Below are 22,157 nucleotides of genomic sequence, written 5' to 3'. Positions count from 1 at the left end.
AGGTGTTAAGAGTATGAAGAAGTATGAAAAATTGCAGAATCCGGAAATCCAATATCGGCCGGATGTACGTTGGTGGCTGGCAGAGGGATTCCACACAGATGAAACATTAAAAGAGGAGATTGCAGATTTGGAGGAAACCGGATTCGGTGCAGTGGAGTTTCTGGCGATGGAAGAACCGGGAGCGGATTCCAAACTGTACGGCTGGGGATCCGAGGAATGGGTACATGATTCTCATACGATCGTGGAGGAGACAACGAAAAGAAAAATGGGCGTCAGTATGACAAGTGGAACAAACTGGTCCAATGCAAACCTGATCACGATCACGCCGGATGATAAAGCGGCGGCGAAAGAATTGGATTATGCGGTGGAAACTGTAAAAGCAGGAGAAAGCAGAAGCGGAGCAATCCTGAAATCAGAATTGACGATGCCGGGTGTGACGAAACAGGAATTGGAAGCGGTCGTAGCGATCCGCATCGCAGGAGAAAAAAATGGAAAAACATGTCTTGACCGGAAGAAAAGTATGATCTTGACAGATCAGGTAAAAGAGGAAGTTCTTATATGGACAGCGCCGGAAGACGGAGATTATCTGTTATTCTTCTTCTGGATCCATGGAACAGGACAGACTGCGGAACCGTCGGTAAGTACCTCCTATACGATCAACTATATTGACCGATACGGTGTGGAAGCATTTATCGATTACTGGGAGAATACGGTATTGACCCCTGAACTACGTAAAAATGTGGAAGAAAACGGACGCGCGATGATGTATATGGATTCGCTGGAATTAGGGACGTTCGGAAAAGGCGGACAATTCTGGGGATATCATTTTCGGGAAGAATTTGAAAAAAGGAGAGGCTATGATCTGACGCCATATCTGCCGTTGATCTTAAAACAGCCGGGAATGATGCAGCCGGTATATCATTATTATTATGTCTGCGAAGATGAGGTGTTTACGGAGAAACTTTACAATGACCTGTATCAGACGATGACGGATATGTATATGGAAAATATGCTGAAACCGATGCAGGAATGGCTGCATACACATAATATGACATTGCGTGCGGAAATTTCTTATGGGCTGCCGTTTGAAATTTCACAACCAGGAAAATATGTGGATGGAATTGAGACGGAATCATTGGAATTTGCATCACAGATCGAATCATATCGAAATCTGGCGGGACCGGCACACATTTACAACAGAACGTATTCCAGTGAAACGGGTGCAACGCTTCTGAATTACATGATGGGGCTTGATTTTTATACACAGATTATCTTTACACAGTTTACGGCGGGGGTGACAAAGACAGTGTTGCACGGATATTCCAGTATACGCGGCTCGGAAGAATCGACATATTGGCCGGGACATGAGGGAATGTGGCCGATCTTTTCCGAACGGTTTGGATCAAGACAGCCGTCTTATATACATTATAAAGATTGGACGGCAATGATCGCGAGATATCAGATGCTGCTTCGTCAGGGAAAACCAAGAATGGATCTCGGAATTCTTCGGTTAGATTATAACTTTAACAATCTTATCATGGGGGGAGACGAACGGGAATTATATGCGAAAGAACTGATGCGCGGAAATGAGGGGCTATACTGGAAAGATATGAAGCTGCAAAATGCCGGTTATACATGGGATTATTTTGCACCACAGATTCTGGAAGAATCCTTTGTAGATTTTGAAGACGGGGAGCTTCTTCCGGATGGACCGGGCTATCGGGCGCTGATCATCTATCAGGAAACGCTTCCGGTTCGGACAGCAGAAAAACTGCTTGCAATGGCAAAAAAAGGTCTGCCGATCTTGTTTGTGAATGGAGTCAATGAGACAATCCGTCCGGGCGGTATCACAAAGACGCATGGAAAAGCGGCAATCCGGACTCCGTTCTATGACGGTGAAGATGAAAGACTTCAGCACATTGTTGCGGAGATGAAATCTCTTGCAAACGTACGGGAGGCAGAGCATCAGGAAGACGTATACCGGATCTTGCAGGAATTGGATATCCGACCGATCACGGAATTTGCAGAGAGCAATAAACATATTTTGACGCATGTACAGGAAGCAGATGGGAAATTGTTTGTTTATGCCTATAATATGCAGTACAGTGAAACAGAAGCGTTTTCATTTACAATGAAAGTGCGCGGAGTCGGAAAAACATATGAGATCGATTGCTGGAACGGGACAGTAAGAGAAGCGGGGGCATATCGGCAGGAAGCAGGATGCACTGTTCTTGATCTGACATTGGCTCCGGGAGCAGCATGTATGTATGTGATCGATCAGAAAGAAGCGGCAGACTTGCATGTGGTTTCCCATACATTTGCAGCGATTGAAAAAGAGGGAGAACATCTTCAGGCAGCAGCTTTGGTATCAGGAACATACGAAGCGGTATTATCGGATGGAACAAAAAGGGAGATTTCTGTGGAAGTTCCGGAAGATCTTGAACTGCCAAGCTGGACACTGGAAGTGGAAGACTGGAACGAGGGTGAGAAGAAAGAAATCATCGAGAACCGCGGACTTGGAATCGTGACAAAAGAAGTATATTATGAGACGGCGAAGAGAAAGATTTCTGTCGGTGAGACAATGTTGAAACCATGGAAAGAAATCGAAGCTGTAGGACCGGAAGTGTCGGGAATCGGGCAGTATCGCGCGACATTTAAACTCCCGGAAGCATGGTCGGAGAGAAACGGTGCGGTTTTGAAGATCGGAAGTGTGAATAAGCATACGGTTCGTGTATGGGTAAACGGAAAACAGGCAGATGTAGTAGATTTTGACGCATTGACAGTAGACATCAGCGATCTTTTGAAAGATGGAGAAAATGAAATCCGTGTGGAAGTCACGACCAGTCTGAATAACCGGCTTCTTGCGAGAGGATATTATGAGAAAGGAAAAGCATTTTCCATGGCGCTTGCCGCAAATGCAAATAATGCGAATGCAGGAATGGAAGAAAATCAGGCGGAAGCAGGGGCGGATCCTGCGGCACTGTTTAATGTACATACAACGGTTGTCGATTATGGAATGACAGGAGAAGTGAAACTTATTACTTATACGAGAATTGAGTTGTAGGATGTCCGAAATCATAGGAAATCAAAAAGACAGGTCAAAAAAGAGCATTTCTTTTTTGACCTGTTTTTTCAATAGGAAAAAGAAAGGAAAAAAATCATCCCCATTTTCGCTGTTATCGGAAATGAAGTTCTTACATGTCTGTGTTACTATCAAGTTAAAAACGAAAGCAGGAGGACATACAAGAATGGCAGAGAATCATATTTTCCCGTTTTTATGGATGCGCGGCGAAGCGGAAGAGATTTTACGGGAGGAGATCGGGAAGATCGCGGAGTGCGGAATCAAGGCGGTCTGCGTGGAAGCGCGCCCGCATGATGATTTTTGCGGCGACGGCTGGTGGCATGATATGGATATCGTGATCGACGAGGCAAAAAAAAGGGATATGAAAATCTGGATCCTCGATGACAAACATTTCCCGACCGGATATGCGAACGGACTGATCGAGAAGAAATATCCGGAGCGGAAAAAGTTATATATCAACTGTACGACGGCGGATGTGTTCGGCAGCAGTCACAAACTCACACTGAACATCAGCCGGATGCTGAAACCGACGATCGGATATTGGGAGATCGGAAAACCGGTCAATGAAGAAGAACGGAAAAATAACCGTATGCTGGCGATCGTGGCAGTGCGTTTTTATGAGGGCGACGTGTTCACGGAAGAAGTGATCGATCTGACGGATACATTTGACGGAACGTTTGCAACGTTTGAACTTCCGGAGGGACAGTGGAGAGTCTATGTGATCTACAAAACACGAACTGACGGAGGAAACGAGTCCTACATCAATATGATCGACAAAGAGTCGGCGCACACGCAGATCGAGGGCGTGTATGAGGCGCATTATGCACATTATGCGGATGAATTCGGCAAGACGATCGCGGGATTCTTCTCCGATGAACCGCAGTTCGGCAACACGTCGGAGATGGGATTCGACATGAATGTGGGAAGACGGAAAATGCCGCTTCCGTGGAGTGACGAGCTGCAGGAGATGATGGAAGAAAAATATGGAAACACATTCCTTTCTTATCTCCCGTATTTGTTTGCAGAGACGAAAGAAAAACAGATGGGTGTACAGATCCGTTATGATTATATGGATATGGTATCGAAACTGTATCAGAAGAACTTCAGCGATATGATCGGCGCATGGTGCGCAGAACACGGCGTGGAGTATATCGGACACGTGGTCGAGGACAACGGCATCCACAGCCGTCTCGGAATGGGAGCGGCGCACTATTTCCGCGCCATGTCCGGGCAGGATATGGCAGGGATCGACTGCATTGGCGGTCAGATCGTGTACGGAGCTCCGGTGGAGACGCGAAGAGGAATGGTTGACGCGGACGGTGAATTTTATCATTATGCACTTGGAAAAATGGGCGCATCCTGCGGGCATTTGGATCCGAAAAAGAAAGGGCGCACGATGTGCGAATTGTTCGGTGCGTATGGATGGAGTTTCGGTGTGCGGGATATGAAATATCTGCTGGATCACCTTTTGGCAAAAGGCGTGAACTATCTGGTACCGCATGCATTTTCGATGGCGGATTATCCGGACATTGACTGTCCGCCGCATTTTTATGCGAGAGGAAATAACCCGGAATTTCCGTATTTTGCAGAATTGATGAAATATGGAAACCGGATGTGTGATCTGCTCAGCGGCGGACGGCATATCGCATCGGTGGCGGTGCTTTACGACGGAGAAGCAGATTGGAGTGGAGAGCATATGCCGATGCAGAAAGTATGCAGAGAACTGCTGGGAAGCCAGATCGATCTGGATATCGTGAGTCTGGATATGCTTTGTGATCTTTCCGCATACAACGGCGCATGCGACGGAAATACACTGCAGATCAACGGGGAAACGTTTGGGGGGCTTGTGATCCCATATGTGAAACAGATCCCGGCGCGTCTTGCAGATGTGCTTACGCAAATGGACGGGCTTCCGGTGTTCTTTGTGGATGCGATGCCGGATCAGGTGATCGGTCAGGAAGAAAAAGCGGTACGGCTTCCAAAATCCTGCGTGCAAGTACCGCTCGCAAATTTAAGTGAAACATTGAAAGCACATGGAATGTATGAGGTAGAGGCAGTTCCTGCGTACAAGCATCTGAGCGTCTATCATTATGAGAAAGACCGTCAGATTTTTATGCTGCTCAATGAGTCGGCAGAACAGAGATTTGCCGGAAACGTATACCTGCCGATCGGTGAAGACGTGGTATACTATGACGCAATGAAAGATTGTTATGAAAATGCGAAAGTAAAACCGGCGGAAGATGGAAAAGGCGTATGGGTTGAAGTAGAATTAGAAGCGGGCGAAAGCTGCGTCCTTATGGAGAAAAAAGAAATCGTGTGTGAGAAAGCGCATCGTTCTTTTGCGGAAATGACAGAGGGCTGCAATGTGATCGATCTTTCCGAAGACTGGATGGTCGGAAAGAGAAAAGCGAAAGAAGATCCGGAGACGATGAAGATGGATGCGGTGAAGACATTGACTCCGATCTCAGATACGGAGCCGGCATTTGCAGGTGTGATCCGGTATGAAAAGACATTTACATTAGATGGAGCAGAGGAGCGGCTTCCGAAAGAGGCATATCTGAAAGCCGGGCATGTGTATGAGATGATGAAAGTGACTGTGAACGGGCAGCAGGCGGGAATCCGGCTGGCGCCGCCGTATCAGCTTCCGGTCGGGGAATATCTGAATGCAGGGGAAAATACACTGCAGATTGAAGTAGCTACGACTCCGGCAAGGGATCAGTTGAATTATCCGCAGCCGCCGTTTGATTTTTCACACGAGGCGATGGAACCGACCGGAATGTTCGGGGAAGTTGTGTTGTTTGTCAAAGGAGAAAAATGAATAAAAAAGGAGAGGTTTACAATGGAAAAGAAATTAAAGAATCCAATCATTCCGGGATATTATCCGGATCCGACGATCTGCAGGGTGGGCGACGATTATTATCTGGCGTGTTCCAGTTTCGAGATGAGTCCGGCGATCCCGATCTTCCACAGTAAAGATCTGGCGAACTGGGAGCAGATCGGCAATGCGATGACACCGGAAAACGGATTTCATGTGGAGAAAAATACATTGGTGGGCGGCGTGATGGCGCCCACGCTCCGTTACAACGACGGACTGTTTTACATCATCAATACGAATTTCAGTGACAAAGGAAACTATATCATTACCGCAGAAGATCCGGCGGGACCGTGGTCCGAGCCGCACTGGCTGACGGACGTGCCGGGGATCGATGCGTCGATTTTCTTTGATGACGACGGACAGGCATACATTATGGGCACGGGAGATGTGTGGGATAATGGAGCCGGAGGAAAAGAGCGCGGCATCTGGCTTGCCAAATATGATATGGAGCATTTCAAAATGGCAGGGGAACCGGTGACGATCTTTAACAGCGCGCTACGCGTCGGAAGTTCACCGGAAGCGCCGCACCTGTACCATATCGGAGATTATTATTATCTCATCATCGCAGAGGGCGGCACGGAACATTACCACGCAGTGATGGTTGCAAGAAGCAAGGAGATTTTCGGGTTCTATGAAGCAAATCCTGCAAATCCGGTGATGACGCACCGCCATATGGGATTTACAAGTCCGATCATCAATGTGGGACATGCTGATCTTGTGGAACTGCCGGACGGAAGCTGGTATGCGGTGATGCTGGCGTCCCGGCTGATCGACAAAGCTTATAAGAATCTGGGACGGGAGACCTTTATCTGCCCGGTTGTCTGGGAGAGGGACTGGCCGTTGTTCTCGCCGGAGACCGGAAAAGTAGAGTGGGAATATGACGCGCCGGAATGTCTTCCGTGGTCGGAGAAGCCGGAGAAGAAATCGGTCTATGAATTTGACGCGGAAGAACTGGAACCGGAATGGGTATTTTTAGGCACACCGTATGAGAAGTTCTATTCGATTCGGGATTCCAGACTTTCGATCCGGTGCATCCGTCAGAAGTTAGCGGAAGAACTGGAGCCGATGGCGATGACCGGAGAGAAAAAGAAAGACCGATATGTCGGAATGCTGGCACAGAGACAGTGTGCGCTCCATACGGCCGTATCCTGTCAGATGTCATTTTTGCCGGAGGGACAGGAGAGCGCCGGACTGGCGGTTGTGCAGGCGATGAACCATCAGATGCATCTGGAGCGGGCAAAAACAGACGACAGACAGATACTTCGACTCGTCCTTTATACATCGGATTTCAACTGCCCTCCGTATTTTCCGGGATTTGAGAGTACGACACATCGGGAGGTTCTTGCGGAAGTCGAATGGAATGAAAAAGACATTATGCTGGAGATCGAGATGGACGGTGAAATGTTCACGTTCCGCTACGGGGTGTCGAAAGAGGCGCTGCATGTACTCTGTATGGCAGACGGCGGCATGATCAATCCGGAGAAAGTCGGATGTATGACCGGAACGGTCATGGGAATGTATGCGTCGGGCAACGGAACAGACAGCGATAATCATGCGGAATTTGACTGGTTTACATGTGTGGAGAGTGAGTAAAAAATGGATACGAACGGGCGCAGGGAGCGAGTAAAACTACATATATATAATAAGACGGACGGGATCGAACATTTTCATCAGGACATTGAACTGCTCTATGTGCTGGAGGGAACGCTGGAGGTGACTTCCGGGGAAGAGACGGTACATTTGGAGGCGGAAGATATTTTTGTGCTCAACGCCAACAAACACCATATGCTGAACGGCTCGGAAAATGTACTGTTTCTTCAGCTTTCCATCCTGTACCAGACAGTCAGCGATGTCCTGCAAAGCGGCGATGTGATCTTCTGGTGTAATTCGACAAATGACAAAAGCGAACGTTATGAGGAATTGCGGAAGATCCTGAAAGTGCTTCTGAAACATTATGTGGAAATGAAAGGGGACACCGCGAATTTCGGGCATATCGCGCTTTGCTACCGTGTGCTCGATAATCTGTCGATGTATTTTCTGGTGCGGACGTCGGATAAGGAAATGCTGGATGAGCAGGATAAATTCGACGAGCGGATCCGGCAGATCAATAACTATATCCGGGCGAATTACAGTCAGCCGATCAGTCTGAAAGAACTGGCGGATCAGTTGTATTTGTCGAACGGCTATTTATCCCGGTTTTTCAAGCGGAACTATGGGATGAGTTTTGCGGAATATCTGACTAATGTGCGCCTGTTCCATGCAGTGGACGACTTGCTTTATACGAGTACGCCGATCACACGGATCGCTTATGACAACGGATTTGCCAGCGTTGCCGTGTTTAATAAAATATTCAAAAATGCTTACGGAGAGACGCCGTCCGCATTTCGGAAAAAGGCGAAGAGCCAGAAAGATGCGGCAGGGCAGGAGGAAAAGGACGAAGTATTAGAAAAGCGTCTGGAGCAATATCTGATCTCGGAAAATGAGGAAGAAGAGACGCAGACAGTCGATGTGTGCAGTAATCGTTATTCCGTCTGTGAGGAAAAAGAACTGCCGCGGTACTGGGGGCGGATGCTCAATGTAGGATCTGCGGCGGATCTGCTCCGTTCGGAAATCCGGGAACATGTGATGCTTCTGAAAGAAGCGCTGAAGTTTGAATATGTGCGGTTCTGGAACCTGTTTTCCAAAGAAATGCTGATCAGCCTTGACGGCAGCGGGGAATATAATTTTTCCCGTTTGGATTCCGTTCTGGATTTTGTACTGGCGCAGGGACTGAAACCACATATTGAGATCGGTCAAAAGCCAAAAGTCATTGTGTTTGCGGTACAGAAATCCGAATATGAGGGGACGACGAAAGACGTTCCGTTTCCGGATGAAGAGAAGTGGCAGGACGTTTTAACGGCGATGATGCAGCATCTTGCGCGCCGCTACGGCAGGGCGGAACTGGATACATGGAGGATGGAACTGTGGTTCAACGAATGTGAATGGGGACGTCCCGGCACATCCGACACTTATTTCCGTCTGTTTGAAATTTTATACAGGACGGTGAGACAGTATAGTGACAGCTTGGAAGTCGGCGGATGCGGGATCCGTCTGGACTGTAAATTAGACAGCCGCAGGGAATTTTATCGCCGGTGGAAAGCGCGGGAGATCCAGCCGGATTTTCTTTCGATCATTTATTTTGCATATGACCGGGGCGAGGAGCAGCAGGATATGTATGCAAAACGAAGTACCGACGACGCATGTATGAAACATTGGCTTGAGCGGGAAATCGATCTTTTAAATGAAGCGGGGCTTGGAAATATCAAACGTTACCTGACGGAGTGGAATCTGACGTTTTCTGAGAGAAATTATATCAATGATACTTGTTTTAAAGGTGCATACATTATCAAAAATATACTGGATCTGTATGGAATGGTCGATGATATGGGATATTTTATCGGCAGTGACCGTATTTCGGAATCTTATGATTCTCAGGAACTGCTTTACGGTGGAACCGGATTGATGACGCGCGACGGTATTTTGAAACCGGCGGGATTTGCGTTTGAATTCCTGCAGCGACTGTATCCTTATTATATCGGAAAGGGCGCCAATTATCTGATCACGACCGATCGGCATGATTCCTATGGGATCATCTGCCATAATCAGCGGAAGCTTGGGTACATTTACTATCTGACGAAGGAAGATGAACTGGAAAAAGAGTCTCTCTGGAAATATTTTGAAGACAGGGACACGCTGGATCTGCAGTTGGAACTGAACGATCTTCCGAACGGAACGTACCAGATCAAGACGTATTGCATCAATATCAAGAATGGGAACGTCATGAATATATGGAAAGAAATGGCTTATGAAAAGGAGCTTTCCAGAAATGATATCAAATATTTCCGCAGGATGTGCGAGCCGAAGCTGACGATCCGCAAACAGGATGTGGAGGATGCTGCGCTGAAATTGAATATTCCGATGCAGTATAACGAGATTGCGTTTATCCGTGTGCGGAAACTTGCATAATATGGAAAGCATGCGGAAAATCAGATAAATAGATTAAAACGGTGCAGATCGTCTGCATCGTTTTTTCATGGTATGAAAAGACGTTTTGAAAGGGAGGTCAAAATTATACTATACTTTATTGATATCTATAAAAGAGATACGAAAACAGTATAAAATTTTGGTCATATTTGTAAGAAAACGTGTCATGAAAGAAAATGCACACCTTTTGATTCGTTGGTAAGATGTTATCAACGTAAATCGTGAAGGGAGAAAAGAGTAATGAGTGAAAACGCAGCAGAAACAATGACAGCAAAAGCGACAACCGAAGCTGCTCTTGATGTCAACAAAAAACTTCCTGTTTGGAAAAAAATCGGATACAGCTTCGGTGAGATCGGTTCTCAGTGTTCCTGGACACTGATCAGTTCCTATCTGACTGTATTCTACACAGATGTTGTAGGTCTGACCCCGGTTGTGATCTCCGCGATCATGCTGATCGCCCGTATCTGGGATGCGATCAACGACCCGATGTTCGGAGCGATCGCTGAGAATACAAAAACGAGATGGGGAAGATTTCGTCCTTATATTTTGTGGGGAGCTCCGATCCTGGCGTTATTTAACTGCCTGACATTTTTGAATCTGGATATTCCGAATTCATGGAAAGCAATCTGGTGTGGATTTACATATATCGGATGTGGTATGGCTTATACCGCAGTCAATATTTCCACACAGTGCGTAGCAAACGTTATGACCGTTTCCAATCAGGAACGTGTTTCTCTGAATGCGTATAAAGGAATCGGTTCCGGTCTGATCCAGATGGTGATCAGCGCTGTGACAATGCCGATGATCCTCCATTTTGGAAACGGATCTGCTTCTTCGAGCAGAGGATATTTCATGGCGGCGCTTGTATTCTCAATCGTATGTGTTCCGTGTTTCTGGGTATGTTTTGCATCTTCCAAAGAGATCATCGGAAGAAAGGCGGACGCAAAGAAAGAGACGATCGGCGGTACGATGAAGAACCTTGCGGCTTCATTCAAATACACATTTAAAAACCGTGACGCTGTATTTTTGATGCTGGCGATGTTCACATTCTTAACAGGTTTGTTCGGAAGAATCGGTATCATGGCATATTACTTCATTTACATCATGGGCGATCCGCTTTTGATCGCCGGATTTGCAACCGCAATGTCCTTTGGTATGCTTGTTGTAAACTTCTACGCACCGCTTCTTCTGAACCGGATGAGCAAAAAATATGTGGGAGCTATGGGATGTGTCGCACAGGCTCTGTGCTGTGTATTCTTCTATGTGATCGGTCAGAATCATCTGACCAATCTGGTTGTGATCTCCGGCTTCCTGTATGGCGTAACAAATGTCGTATCGATCACATGCTTTACCTTGAGCGCTGAGATCATCGACGACAGCTGGCTGAAGACAGGTATCCGTTCCGACGGTGTGATCGCTTCCTGTATTTCGTTCTCCACGAAGCTGGGAAATGCGATCGGAGGATCCATCGGTATCCTTGCACTCGGCGCGGTCGGATTTGTTGCAAATGCAACGGACTTGAGCGCAACTGTATTGACAAACATGAACAAAGTCATCAACTTTGCTCCGGCCGGATTTTTTGTAGTGGCGGCGCTTCTGTTCCTTTGCATCAGTATCACAAGAGCGAAAGCAAAAGAGAACGAGGAGAAACTGGCAGCGAAGATCGCGGCAGGGGAACTCAGCTAATATAAAAGGTAAGAATTTCAAAACTTCATAAAATACTTGCTTCGAGGGATCGCCGTGAGGGGCGGTCCCTTTTGAAAAAAGAGTTTGATAGTTTCAGGCAGGGAAAAAAGAAAGCTGTTCGGTAACAATTCGGAAAGGAGAGGAAAAAATGATGGGCACATTCATTTCAACACAGGTAAGAACAAAACATGGAATTTTGGAGGGCGTGGACAGCGGAAATTATCTCGTGTTCAAGGGCGTACCTTATGCAAAACCTCCGGTAGGCGAACTACGTTTTCAGGCGCCGCAGGAACCGGAGTGCTGGGAGGGAGTCCGCAAAGCGGTGCGGCATTCTGTGAGAAAGGCGTGATCCTGGTTACCGTGGAATATCGTGTGAATGCGTTTGGTTTTCTGGCACATCCGTGGCTGACGGAAGAAAATGAAGATCATGTGTCCGGAAACTATGGAATCCTCGATCAGATCGCGGCGCTGCGCTGGGTGCATGAACATATCGCGGTATTCGGCGGCGACCCGGAAAATATCACGGTATTCGGACAATCTGCGGGAAGTATGAGCACGCAGGTGCTGGTGTCCACCGCGGAAACCGAGGGGCTGATCGCAAAAGCGGTCATGCAGAGCGGACTGTCCTGCAAAGAAGAGATTCTGGCGACGCCGACTTTGGAGGAAGAAGAGGAATACGGAAAATTATTTGTGGAACTGACCGGAGCGAAAAATCCGGAAGAGCTTCGCAGCCTTTCCGTGGAAGAGATACAGGAAGCCCGCCGGAAATTTGACGCGAAAATGTTGGAAACAGGGGACGGTCTTGTAATGGTGCCGAATGTGGACGGCAAACTGTTGAAACAAAGTGTAAAAGAGACATGGAAATGTGGAAAACTCCGGAAAATTCCGTATATGCTGGGAGTTGTGACCGACGATCTCGGAGCTGTGCCGGAAGAAGTGGCGAAAAAAGAAACCGGGATCCTGATGGAAGAATGTAAACGATGGGCAGATAGTTGTGAAAAATTGGGTACTCCGGTCTATCTGTATCATTTTGCACATGAGCTTCCGGGAGACGATTGGGGAGCGTTTCACTCGGCGGAACTCTGGTATATGTTCGGAACATACGGTCGCTGCTGGAGACCGATGGGAACGGAGGATCAGTGTTTGAGTGAGCAGATGGTGACCTACTGGACGAATTTTATGAAGACAGGAGATCCGGGATGCGCCGACGGGGAAAGATGGGAAGCGTATACGAGAGAAAATCCGGTTGTGAAGAGGTTTTAAAGAAGCGCCGCTTTGGAATGAAGATTCATTTGCAAAGCGGCGTTTTTCATGCAAAATGAAATATGGGACAAAAAGTTCGTTGTAAAAAGTGTAGGAAAAACACAAAAGATCGTTGTAAAAAATGTAAATACGGTCAAAAGTTCGTTGTATATTTTGGCGGGGCGGGATATAATCCTGTAAGAAATCACAAAAGAGGAGGAAGCGTCGGTGTACAAGGGGGAAAACGGTCGATGAAGAGAAAATCTAAGCCTCTTTGTTGTTACTTTCACTCCACGTACTGGACGTACGCTGATTGAGGATAACGCTGAAAATCACCGAAATTACGCGGTTTGAGGCGTGTTTCCCCTTGTACATCGACGCTATTATTTACCATGAAAAAAGATACCATATTTTACAAAGAATTTTTTACGCTGTACATCGCGCTCGTACTGCAAAATGTCGTTACTTTGAGCGTTAATCTCGCGGACAATATCATGCTGGGTGCGTACAGCGAGACTTCGCTTGCCGGAGTTGCGGCGGCAAATCAGATCCAGTTTGTCTATCAGATGCTTTTGGGCGCATTTGGCGAGGGCATGGTCATTCTCGGAAGTCAGTATTGGGGGAAACGGCAGACCGAACCGATGAAGAAGATTGCGGCGATGATGATGCAGCATGGGCTGGCAGTGATGGCAGTCCTGTTTTGCGTGATCAGCCTGTTCCCGAAATGGGCGATCGGGCTGTTCACAACGGATGCGGCGATCATTTCCGAGGGAGCGGAGTATCTCGGGATCATTCGGTTTACCTATTTGTTCTTTGCGGTCACACAGCTGCTTTTGGCAGTTCTTCGAAGTATGCAGGTGGTGAAGATCGCGCTGTATCTGTCGGCGATGGCGTTCTTTGTAAACTGTGGAATTAATTATACATTGATTTTCGGACACTTCGGCGCGCCGGAACTGGGAACGGCGGGAGCGGCGGTCGGAACTCTGATAGCGCGGATCCTGGAAACGACGGTGCTGATCCTTTATATTGTAAAGACGGAAAAGAATCTCTGCATGAAAGTAAAAGATTTCTTCCGGTTTGACAGACAGCTTTGGAAAGACTATATCAAAGTGACGGCGCCGATCTTATTTACAAACGGACTTTGGGGTGTGAACACTGCGATGCAGACGGCGATCCTCGGACATATGACGGCAGCGGCGATCGCTGCCAATTCTGCGGCGTCGAATCTGTTCCTCCTTGTCAAATCTACCGCGGTCGGCGCATCTTCTGCGGCAGGGGTGCTGATCGGAAAGGCGATCGGATATGGCGATATGGATCGGGTAAAATGTTACGCGAGACGGCTGCAGAAGCTGTTCTTAGGAATCGGCATCTGCTCGGGGATCCTGCTGTTCTTCCTGCGGATCCCGGTTCTGTCACTTTACGATCTGCAGCCGGAGACAAAAGCGATGGCAAATACGTTTCTGATCATTTTGAGCGTGGTGGACGTCGGTATGTCATACCAGATGCCGACCAACACCGGGATCATCCGCGGTGGAGGCGATACGATGTTTGTCGTGAAGATGGATCTGATCAGTATATGGCTGATCGTGCTGCCGCTTTCTTTCTTTATGGCGTTTGTTGTGAAAGCGTCTCCGGCGGTCGTTGTCTGCTGTCTGAATGCGGATCAATTGTTCAAATGCGTTCCGGCATTTTTGCGGTGTAATTCGTGGAAGTGGATCCATCGGCTGACGAGGGAGCTTGACGATGGAGAAAGTGAAAAGTGGAAATCCTAAATAATTGCCGATTTGTCTCGTTTTACCTGCTTTTCCGATACTTCTCCGGCGTCATCCCGACTTCTTTTTTAAAAATCTTTCCGAAATAGCTGGGGCTTTCAAATCCGCACATTTTTCCGATCTCGAGGACTTTCTTTTCCGGATGCAGCGTGAGCAGGTGGCGGGCATGACCGATGCGGATCTCGGTCAGATACTGCATGATCGTAAGACCCATCTCCTTTTTGAATTGCGCGCACATGTAATCCGGCGAAAGATTGACGATCCGCGCCAATTCTTCCAGCGTGACCGGGGAAGCAAAATGACGTTCCAGATAGGATGTCAATGTGTCGGTCAGCTCATTTTCCACGGCGTTTCCGGCGGCGCGGCTTCGTGTGATGCTGTTGGAAATGTCCAGCAGGAAGCTGTAACATTCTTTGGAAAAATCAACGGCGTTCCGACAGCCATGGGTGTTATAGAGGGAAGCGAGGGTTTCGATATGGTGCACAAACAGATCCCCGTCGGTGAACTGGTAAGCGCCGGATGCGTGCATTTGAAGCGTCTTTAACAGCTCTCCGCAGAGAGAACCGTCAAATCCGAAGATATGCAGCGTCCAGTCGGCGGTTACCGCCTGATAGGAATGGGGATCATTTGGACAGATCAGAAAACCCTGTTCTGGCCGGATCAGAAAACGCTGGCGGTTCAGGACCAGTTCTCCCTGTCCTTTGATACAATAAAACCATTGAAAATAAGGCACGCCGTCGGGACGTTTGACCGGAGGCTGTAAGTGGCTAACTCCGAAAAGCCGCAGACCGACCGGCAGCGATTCTGTCAGATCAGTGGAGTGAAACGGGTAAATCATAGGCAGTCTCTCCTTTGCAAATCAATTTCAAATCAATTCAGAACAATCGAAATCCAATCTAATATTCAGACAAAATTCCATCAGGCGAGCATTCCGAGATAATTCATGATCATCAGGGAAAGATTGAGGTTCATAAATTCTTCGCCGTCCGAGAGACTGCATCCGGTGATCTCGCGGATCTTTCCGAGCCGGTAGAGCAACGTATTCTTATGGATGTGCAGGTTCTCCGCGACGAGGGAAGACTGTCCCGGATGGACCAGATACTCCCGCAGTGTCGAAATCAGTTCGGTCTCCCGCTTCTGGTCATAGAGATAGAGCTTCATCAGTCCGGGATGGATCAGGAAGCGGATTTCGGTATCTTCTTTTTCAAATGTCTCCAGCATCCGGTAGACATAATAGTCGCTGTAATAACAGATCGCGTCCGGAACATTGAGCCGGTTGGCGATGCGGACGGAATCCACAGCCTGACGGTAAAAACGGGCGGTATCTTCGAGATACTGGAAAAAGTTGCTGATCCCGGCTTTTAAATGGTTCGCCGAGAGATATTCGTCGAGCCGGGCGATCTCATATTTGTTCAGATTCTGATCCAGATCCTGACTGATCAAAAGGACGATCGTCTCCTCGTAGATGACATAAATACTTTCCGGCAGGATCTGTTTGACCCGCTCCAAAATGATTTCCTGACGCAGGTTGGAAAGACCGACTCCGGCGGGCGGTATCGCGATGATATAAAAGGTCTCTTTTAAGTGCACGCCGAGATCTTCCAGACGCTGGCGGATGTTGCTGACATTGGAATTTCGGAGCAGGTCGGCGAGAAAATAAGAGTACATCATCCCTTTGTTGCGCGTGTAGGCGGAATCTTTCTGCAGTTCCAGAGAAACCAGATTGGAAAAACGGTGAAAGAAATCCGGATCGTACTCATGAAATGGCTGCTCTGATTCCAGCATCATAATGTGTGCGACTTCGATCCCCTGTATTTTGACGGCGTCTACGAGCATTCCTTTTCCGACAAGATCGTTGACATAGTAATAAGCCGTGCCGGACCGGCGGACTTTCTCATCCAGACGGTTGGCGCGGATCGATGCGATCCCCGAGGCGCTGATATAGCCGCTTCGGCTCTCTTCCCGGAAAAAATCACTGTCCGGAAGCAGTCCCTCCGGCATTGCAAGATATTTGTTCTGCAGATCCACGACGTAGATCGGATTTCCGAAAATGTGGGTGGCAGTGTCGATCAGATACTGCAGTCCGTTTCCGGAGAATACTGCGTTGACGAGCAGATGCATGCCGACCGTGATCTGCTGCAATTCCGTCAGGTGTTCCATAGTCAGATTAAATAACCGCTCGCAGGAAATCTCATTTCCGAAGTATACGACGGTAAATGCGCTGTTTTCATATGCGGAAAAATCAATGGCGTCGCCGCAGCAGAATACGGCGAAATCTTCCGTCACAGACGGATCGGGAAGTGAATCCGGATCGGTCAGATAGAGCGTGGATGGTTCAAAGACGGACTGTTTCTGTTCCAACATGCGCACGCAGAGCAGATCCCGCGACTGATCCGGGCATCCGAAGCACTGTGGGGCGCATTTATTTTCTTTTAATTTATCTAATAAAAGGTGTAATTCCATAGTAATCTCCTACATTGTGCAGACACACAAAAAAATAAAAAACAACGGGTTGTTTCTCGGACAATAAACCAATGATTCCGGCGCTTATATTATATATAATGAGCGTACAAAGGTAAAGTACAAAAAGAAAGGAAGAAAAAAATGAATCGTACAACATTAGGCAAGTATCAGAGAAGCGTTTCCATCATCGGTGTCGGCTGTACTCCGTTTATGTATACAGTGGACAATCCGGAGACGAACGGTCTGACAGAGGGAGAATTGTTCGGATATGCCGCGCTCAAAGCGATGGAAGATGCAGGAGTAAATCCGCAGGATGTGGATTTTTATTTCCATGGACAGGCAAGTCCGCTGAACGGATCCAACTATTTGACTCCGAACATCCAGATCGGAAACTGGTTCGGTATGAAAGGAAAAGGATCGATCCACCATTCCGAAGCATGCTGTACCGGATATCTGGCAATCGAGCAGGCAGTCAATGCAGTCGCTTCCGGAAAATATAACTGCGTCCTGACCGGATGTGTGGAGTTCGGCGACAGCATCCCGGCTCCGGCAACAAGCGTGGAGGCTCCGAAGCACCCGTATAAGCGCGAAAAGATGACAATGGATAAATTCCTTGCAACAACATCCTGGCTTTATGACCGTGCTTATGCAAGAAGTCTGATGGCTCCGATGGAACTGATCTACGATGACGCGGCAGAAGACTATGTGCGTACCCGCGGGATCACAGCGCAGGAGATGGACGATACATTGAACTGGATGGCGATCAACAACCGCCGTAACGCGGCAAAGAATCCGCTGGCGCTGGAGCGTACGGAATTTGCGGATATTGCAAAAGAAAAAGGATTCGATAATGTGATGGATTACATGAGATCCCCGTACAACCCGAAGATGGGAGACTTTCTTCGTATGGAGGGCGTAGAGCGTAAATGTGACGGAGCGGCAGCTGCGATCGTATGCGCAACCGAGATGATTCCGGAGATCGCAAAGAATTTAAAACACAGACCGATCGAAGTTCTGGGAGTCGGAAGCGCGGCATGCGAGTCCACAACTCCTCACTTTGAACTGCGTGCGACAGAAGAAGCAGTCCGTCAGGTCTACGAGATGACAGGGGTACAGCCGGAAGAGCTGGATCTGTTCTTTGCAAATGACTTCATCATCACCTCACACCTCTGTGCGGCTGAGATCGCAGGATATCTTCCGTACGGAGAGGGATGGAAATATATCTGCGAGGGACGTACCGCATACGACGGGGATAAACCGATCAACACAAACGGAGGAAGAACTTCGTTTGGTCACGCGCATGCGGCGTCCGGTATGGCAGACGTATACGAGGCATGTATGCAGATGCGCGGCGAATGCGGCGAACGTCAGGTGAAAAAACTGCCGAAGACAACGATGCTTCGAGGATACGGCGGTGCGCAGAACGTAGCGGCGGTACTTCTTCGGACGATTGAGGAATAGGAGGACGAATACGATGAGCGTTAAATTGGAAAAAGTAGTAGAAAAATTTTACGAAAGTCTGGAAGAAGGAAAATTCCTCGGACGTAAATGTAAAGAGTGCGGAGCGGTAGAATTTCCTCCGGTTTATGCATGCAACACTTGCGGATGCATGGATATGGAATGGGTCGAGATCAGCGGAAAAGCTGTGATGAAATCGATCGTTATGCCGGCTGCATTGTCCTCAAAACCGGAATACAGCCAGATGGGACCGATCGCATACGGAGAAGTTGAGATAGAAGAGGGCGCAAGTTTCAATGCGGTCGTCAAAGGGATCAACAAGAAAAAAAGAAAAGAACTGCTGGAGAAACTTCCGGTTCCGGTACACGCGGAAATCTTCCAGAGAGACGGATACAAAACTGTTGTGTTCGCGCTGGACGAGGAATAAAAAGAAAAAGGAGATTTATCATGGATAGAAAAGAATTAGAAGCAAAGATCATTGAACTGGTAGCGATGTCTTACAACAAAGACGCAAGCGAACTGAGCGTAGACACAAAGATCAAAGAAGAATTGGGCGGAGCATCCCTTTTGATGGTAGGACTTGTTTCCGAAATCGAAAATGAACTGGACGTTCTGATCCAGCTTCAGGTAGCAGCGGCATGCGCAACGATCGGCGAACTGGTGGACAAAGTTGAGGAGCAGATGTAAATGAGTATTTTAGATCAGATTTACGAGAAAGCGAAGCAAAACCCGCAGCGCGTTGCATTTCCGGAAGCGGAAAATGAGAAGATGATGCAGGCGGCTTACGAGACCGGAAAAGACGGTTATATCATTCCGATCCTCGTAGGAGACGCTAAGAAGCTTAAAGATTTGAGCGAGGAACGTGGATATGACAGTTCGGTATTCCGTTTTGTCGATATTCAGGAAGAAGAGTATAAGAACAAACTGATCGGCATGTATGTAGCGCAGCCGGGCAGATTTTTGAAAGAAAAGGCGCTCGCACGCCGGATGCAGGATCCGCTTTACTATGCGATGGTCATGCAGGCAGTGGAAGAGGCGGAAGTTACATTTGCCGGGATTGATAATACGACCGGAGACGTTCTTCTGGCAGGACAGATGATCATCGGAATGCAGCCGGGGATCAGCACGATCTCCAGTATCGGACTCTGCGACATTCCGGGATTTGAGGGCAGCGAGGGAAGTCTTCTGGCAGTGGGAGACAGTGCGGTATGTACGAACCCGAATGCAGAACAGCTTGCAAGCATTGCGATCTCCGCGTGCGACACGGTAAAAGCTCTGCTCGACTGGGAACCGCGGTGTGCGATGGTAAGTTACTCTACGCTTGGAAGCGGTCAGGGAGAACTGATCGACAAAGTCGTGGAGGCTGTGAAGATTGCAAAGGAACAGCGCCCAGATCTCGCGATTGACGGAGAATTTCAGTTTGACGCGGCGATCTCTCCGGCAGTTGCGGCGAAGAAAGTCGGACGTGAGAGCAAGGTGGCAGGAAAAGCCAATGTTGTGATCTGGCCGGATTTGAATGTGGGAAATGTGGCAGTCAAACTGATCCAGCAGTTCGGACATGCCAACGCGTACGGTCCGATGCTTCAGGGATTCAACAAGGTGGTATGTGACTGTTCCAGAGGGGCTCCGGTTTCCGAGATCAAAGGAAATATCGTGATCAGCGCAGTGCGCGCAGCGGGAATGCAATAAGAAAAGAGGGAAATACAAGATGAAGAAATATAAAGTATTGGCGCTCAATCCGGGATCTACATCGACGAAGATCGCGTTGTTTGACGGAGAAGAGTGTCTGTTTTCAAAAAATGTCTCTCATGATGCGGGAGAATTGGAAAAGTTTGCTACATTGAGCGAACAGCTTCCATACCGTCGGGATATGATCCTGTCTCTGTTAAAAGAGGCGAACGTATCTCTGGAAGACGTGGACGTGTTTGTAGGACGCGGAGGCGGACTTCTGGCAATGGAGGGCGGTACATACGAAGTGACGGATCTGATGCTCGATCATGCGAAGAATTGCGCAAACGGCGTGATCCATCCGGCAAGTCTCGGACCGCAGCTTGCCCGTGAATTTGCAGAACAGTACGGCGCAAAGGCAATGGTTGTCAATCCGCCGGACGTGGATGAACTGCAGGATCTTGCGAGAATGACCGGTATCAAAGGCGTGAACCGCGTCATCCATCTGCATGCGCTGAACTTAAAAGAGACAGCGATCCGTCACAGTAAAAATGTGATGAACAAGAAATATGAAGAATGTAATTATGTAGTCTGCCATATCGGAGGCGGAATCTCTGTTTCCGCGCACCGTCAGGGAAAAATGGTAGACGGTTACGACATCGTAGGCGGCGAGGGACCGATGGCTCCGACACGCTGCGGAAGCGTTTCCGTGGCAGATCTGCTTCAATATATGAAGAAAGAGAATCTGGAGATCGCGGATGTGAAGAAACTCTGTACGAGAACCGGCGGATTTGTAAGCCATACCGGAATTTCCGACGCGCTGGAACTGACAAAGCGCGCGCAGGCAGGCGATAAGTATGCGGAAATGCTCTGGAACACGATGATCTACCAGATCGAGAAATGTATCGGTTCCATGGCTGCGGTGCTCCACGGAAAGGTAGACGGAATCCTGCTCGGAGGCGGAATGGTCTATAATGAAGATCTGGTCCGCCAGATCACGGAAAGCTGTTCTTTCATCGCTCCGGTTTACGCATATCCGGGTGAATTTGAGATGGAAGCGATGGCGGCAGGCGCGATCCGCGTGCTGAACGGGGAAGAAGAAGTCAAAGAATATACAGGCAAACTTGTATGGGACGGATTCCCGTGGCAGGAGTAAGCGCATGGATGAAAAAAAGAGAAAACGGGTCAATATGCTGACGCTGGCATTTGGAATCGCATTTATGCCTCCGATCTGGGCGGTGCTTTCCCCATATCTCGGTGTGAGCACCGGAGCGGTGGCGCTGATCTGCGCGGGGCTTTATGTGGCAAACGGAAATAAGCGGAAAGATGCGCTGAAGATCGCGGTCGGATTTCTCTGTGGAGATCTCTGGGCAGTGCTTGCAGTCTGGATCATGGAAACACTTCCGTTTCATCCGAATGTGGAATTGTACGGTACGTTGTTTGTGCTTGGCGGACTGGCAGTTCTGATCGGGGAGAGCCTGCCGAAGTGGATCTTTGTACCGTCCTGGCTCTGCGGCTGGGCGATCGGTCTTACGATCATGGGACCGCTTCCGGTTGCGGAACTTGGTTCTCTGCCGATCCAGATCGGCGTGGCGATGATCGCCGGCGTCGTATATGTGGGGATCGGAGTGGACGCGCTCCAGAAATGGCTTGTGAGAAAGATTCTTCCGGAGTCAAGATAACGAGATTGTTATATAAATATAATAATCTTTAGATTGAAGAACGGCGGGATTGTCTTATAATAAAGATATAGCGGTGGACAAGAGAGTGGGAAAACTGCTCCTTGTCCTTTTTTTGTACAGGCGACGAGCCAAAGTCCGGACTTGCCCGAGACCTTGGCGACTGCTTACAATCCCGGAATGTGCCTTTTGGCACTTCCGGTGATTGA

The 22,157-nt window shown here is 48.3% G+C and carries 16 protein-coding genes; 14 read left to right on the top strand and 2 right to left on the bottom strand.

Annotation, left to right across the window (positions count from 1 at the left end; genetic code table 11):
* Positions 1-13: 13 nt before the first annotated feature.
* From I2H87_RS12765 to I2H87_RS12730, 8 genes are all read left to right on the top strand, one after another.
* Entirely contained in the window at positions 14-3,064 is a 3,051-nt protein-coding gene (locus I2H87_RS12765) for a glycosyl hydrolase (RefSeq protein WP_195610220.1), read from the top strand.
* 184 nt (positions 3,065-3,248) lie between these two features.
* Entirely contained in the window at positions 3,249-5,900 is a 2,652-nt protein-coding gene (locus tag I2H87_RS12760) for a glycosylhydrolase-like jelly roll fold domain-containing protein (RefSeq protein WP_195610219.1), read from the top strand.
* Positions 5,901-5,921: 21 nt separating this feature from the next.
* A complete protein-coding gene (locus tag I2H87_RS12755) occupies positions 5,922-7,550 on the top strand; it encodes a glycoside hydrolase family 43 protein (protein ID WP_195610218.1) in 1,629 nt (542 codons plus the stop codon).
* Positions 7,551-7,553: 3 nt separating this feature from the next.
* Complete coding sequence (locus I2H87_RS12750) at positions 7,554-9,962, top strand: GH39 family glycosyl hydrolase (RefSeq protein ID WP_117551061.1); 2,409 nt, start codon at positions 7,554-7,556, stop codon at positions 9,960-9,962.
* Positions 9,963-10,220: 258 nt separating this feature from the next.
* Positions 10,221-11,666: an MFS transporter gene (locus I2H87_RS12745; protein WP_195610217.1), complete on the top strand. Its 1,446-nt coding sequence runs from the start codon at positions 10,221-10,223 to the stop codon at positions 11,664-11,666.
* Between the two features lie 148 nt (positions 11,667-11,814).
* Positions 11,815-12,015 (top strand): carboxylesterase family protein, encoded by a 201-nt coding sequence (locus tag I2H87_RS12740; RefSeq protein WP_195610216.1) that lies wholly within the window; start codon positions 11,815-11,817, stop codon positions 12,013-12,015.
* On the top strand, positions 11,964-12,929 hold the full coding sequence (locus I2H87_RS12735; protein WP_195610215.1) for a carboxylesterase family protein: 966 nt from the start codon (positions 11,964-11,966) through the stop codon (positions 12,927-12,929). Before I2H87_RS12740 ends, I2H87_RS12735 begins: the two co-directional genes overlap by 52 nt.
* Before the next feature lie 371 nt (positions 12,930-13,300).
* Entirely contained in the window at positions 13,301-14,680 is a 1,380-nt protein-coding gene (locus I2H87_RS12730) for an MATE family efflux transporter (protein ID WP_009268177.1), read from the top strand.
* Between the two features lie 22 nt (positions 14,681-14,702).
* Here the strand turns inward: I2H87_RS12730 and I2H87_RS12725 are convergent, their stop codons facing one another.
* Together I2H87_RS12725 and I2H87_RS12720 are read right to left on the bottom strand one after the other, a co-directional pair.
* Positions 14,703-15,518 carry an AraC family transcriptional regulator gene (locus tag I2H87_RS12725; RefSeq protein ID WP_195610214.1) on the bottom strand — a complete coding sequence of 272 codons (816 nt, stop codon included), beginning with the start codon at positions 15,516-15,518 and terminating at the stop codon, positions 14,703-14,705.
* 80 nt (positions 15,519-15,598) lie between these two features.
* The gene (locus tag I2H87_RS12720) at positions 15,599-17,143 is read right to left on the bottom strand and encodes a PucR family transcriptional regulator (protein WP_195610213.1); all 1,545 of its coding nucleotides are present in this window, start codon (positions 17,141-17,143) and stop codon (positions 15,599-15,601) included.
* A gap of 141 nt (positions 17,144-17,284) precedes the next feature.
* Between I2H87_RS12720 and I2H87_RS12715 the strand changes: the two genes are divergently transcribed.
* The 6 genes from I2H87_RS12715 to I2H87_RS12690 are packed head-to-tail and all read left to right on the top strand — an operon-like array spanning position 17,285 to position 21,951.
* Entirely contained in the window at positions 17,285-18,604 is a 1,320-nt protein-coding gene (locus I2H87_RS12715) for a thiolase family protein (protein WP_009268174.1), read from the top strand.
* 13 nt (positions 18,605-18,617) lie between these two features.
* On the top strand, positions 18,618-19,028 hold the full coding sequence (locus I2H87_RS12710) for a Zn-ribbon domain-containing OB-fold protein (protein WP_117551069.1): 411 nt from the start codon (positions 18,618-18,620) through the stop codon (positions 19,026-19,028).
* Between the two features lie 20 nt (positions 19,029-19,048).
* Complete coding sequence (locus tag I2H87_RS12705; RefSeq protein ID WP_117551071.1) at positions 19,049-19,288, top strand: acyl carrier protein; 240 nt, start codon at positions 19,049-19,051, stop codon at positions 19,286-19,288.
* Positions 19,289-20,290: a phosphate acyltransferase gene (locus tag I2H87_RS12700; protein WP_117551073.1), complete on the top strand. Its 1,002-nt coding sequence runs from the start codon at positions 19,289-19,291 to the stop codon at positions 20,288-20,290.
* Positions 20,291-20,309: 19 nt separating this feature from the next.
* Complete coding sequence (gene buk, locus I2H87_RS12695; RefSeq protein ID WP_195610211.1) at positions 20,310-21,425, top strand: butyrate kinase; 1,116 nt, start codon at positions 20,310-20,312, stop codon at positions 21,423-21,425.
* Between the two features lie 4 nt (positions 21,426-21,429).
* Entirely contained in the window at positions 21,430-21,951 is a 522-nt protein-coding gene (locus I2H87_RS12690) for a DUF1097 domain-containing protein (protein ID WP_009268170.1), read from the top strand.
* Positions 21,952-22,157: the final 206 nt, after the last annotated feature.

The sequence above is a fragment of the Mediterraneibacter glycyrrhizinilyticus genome, assembly GCF_015560805.1.
GTDB classification, from domain to species: Bacteria; Bacillota; Clostridia; order Lachnospirales; family Lachnospiraceae; genus Schaedlerella; species Schaedlerella glycyrrhizinilytica_A.
The sequence above is the reverse complement of the archived record's forward strand: the minus strand, read 5'-3'. Positions and strand labels throughout refer to the sequence as shown.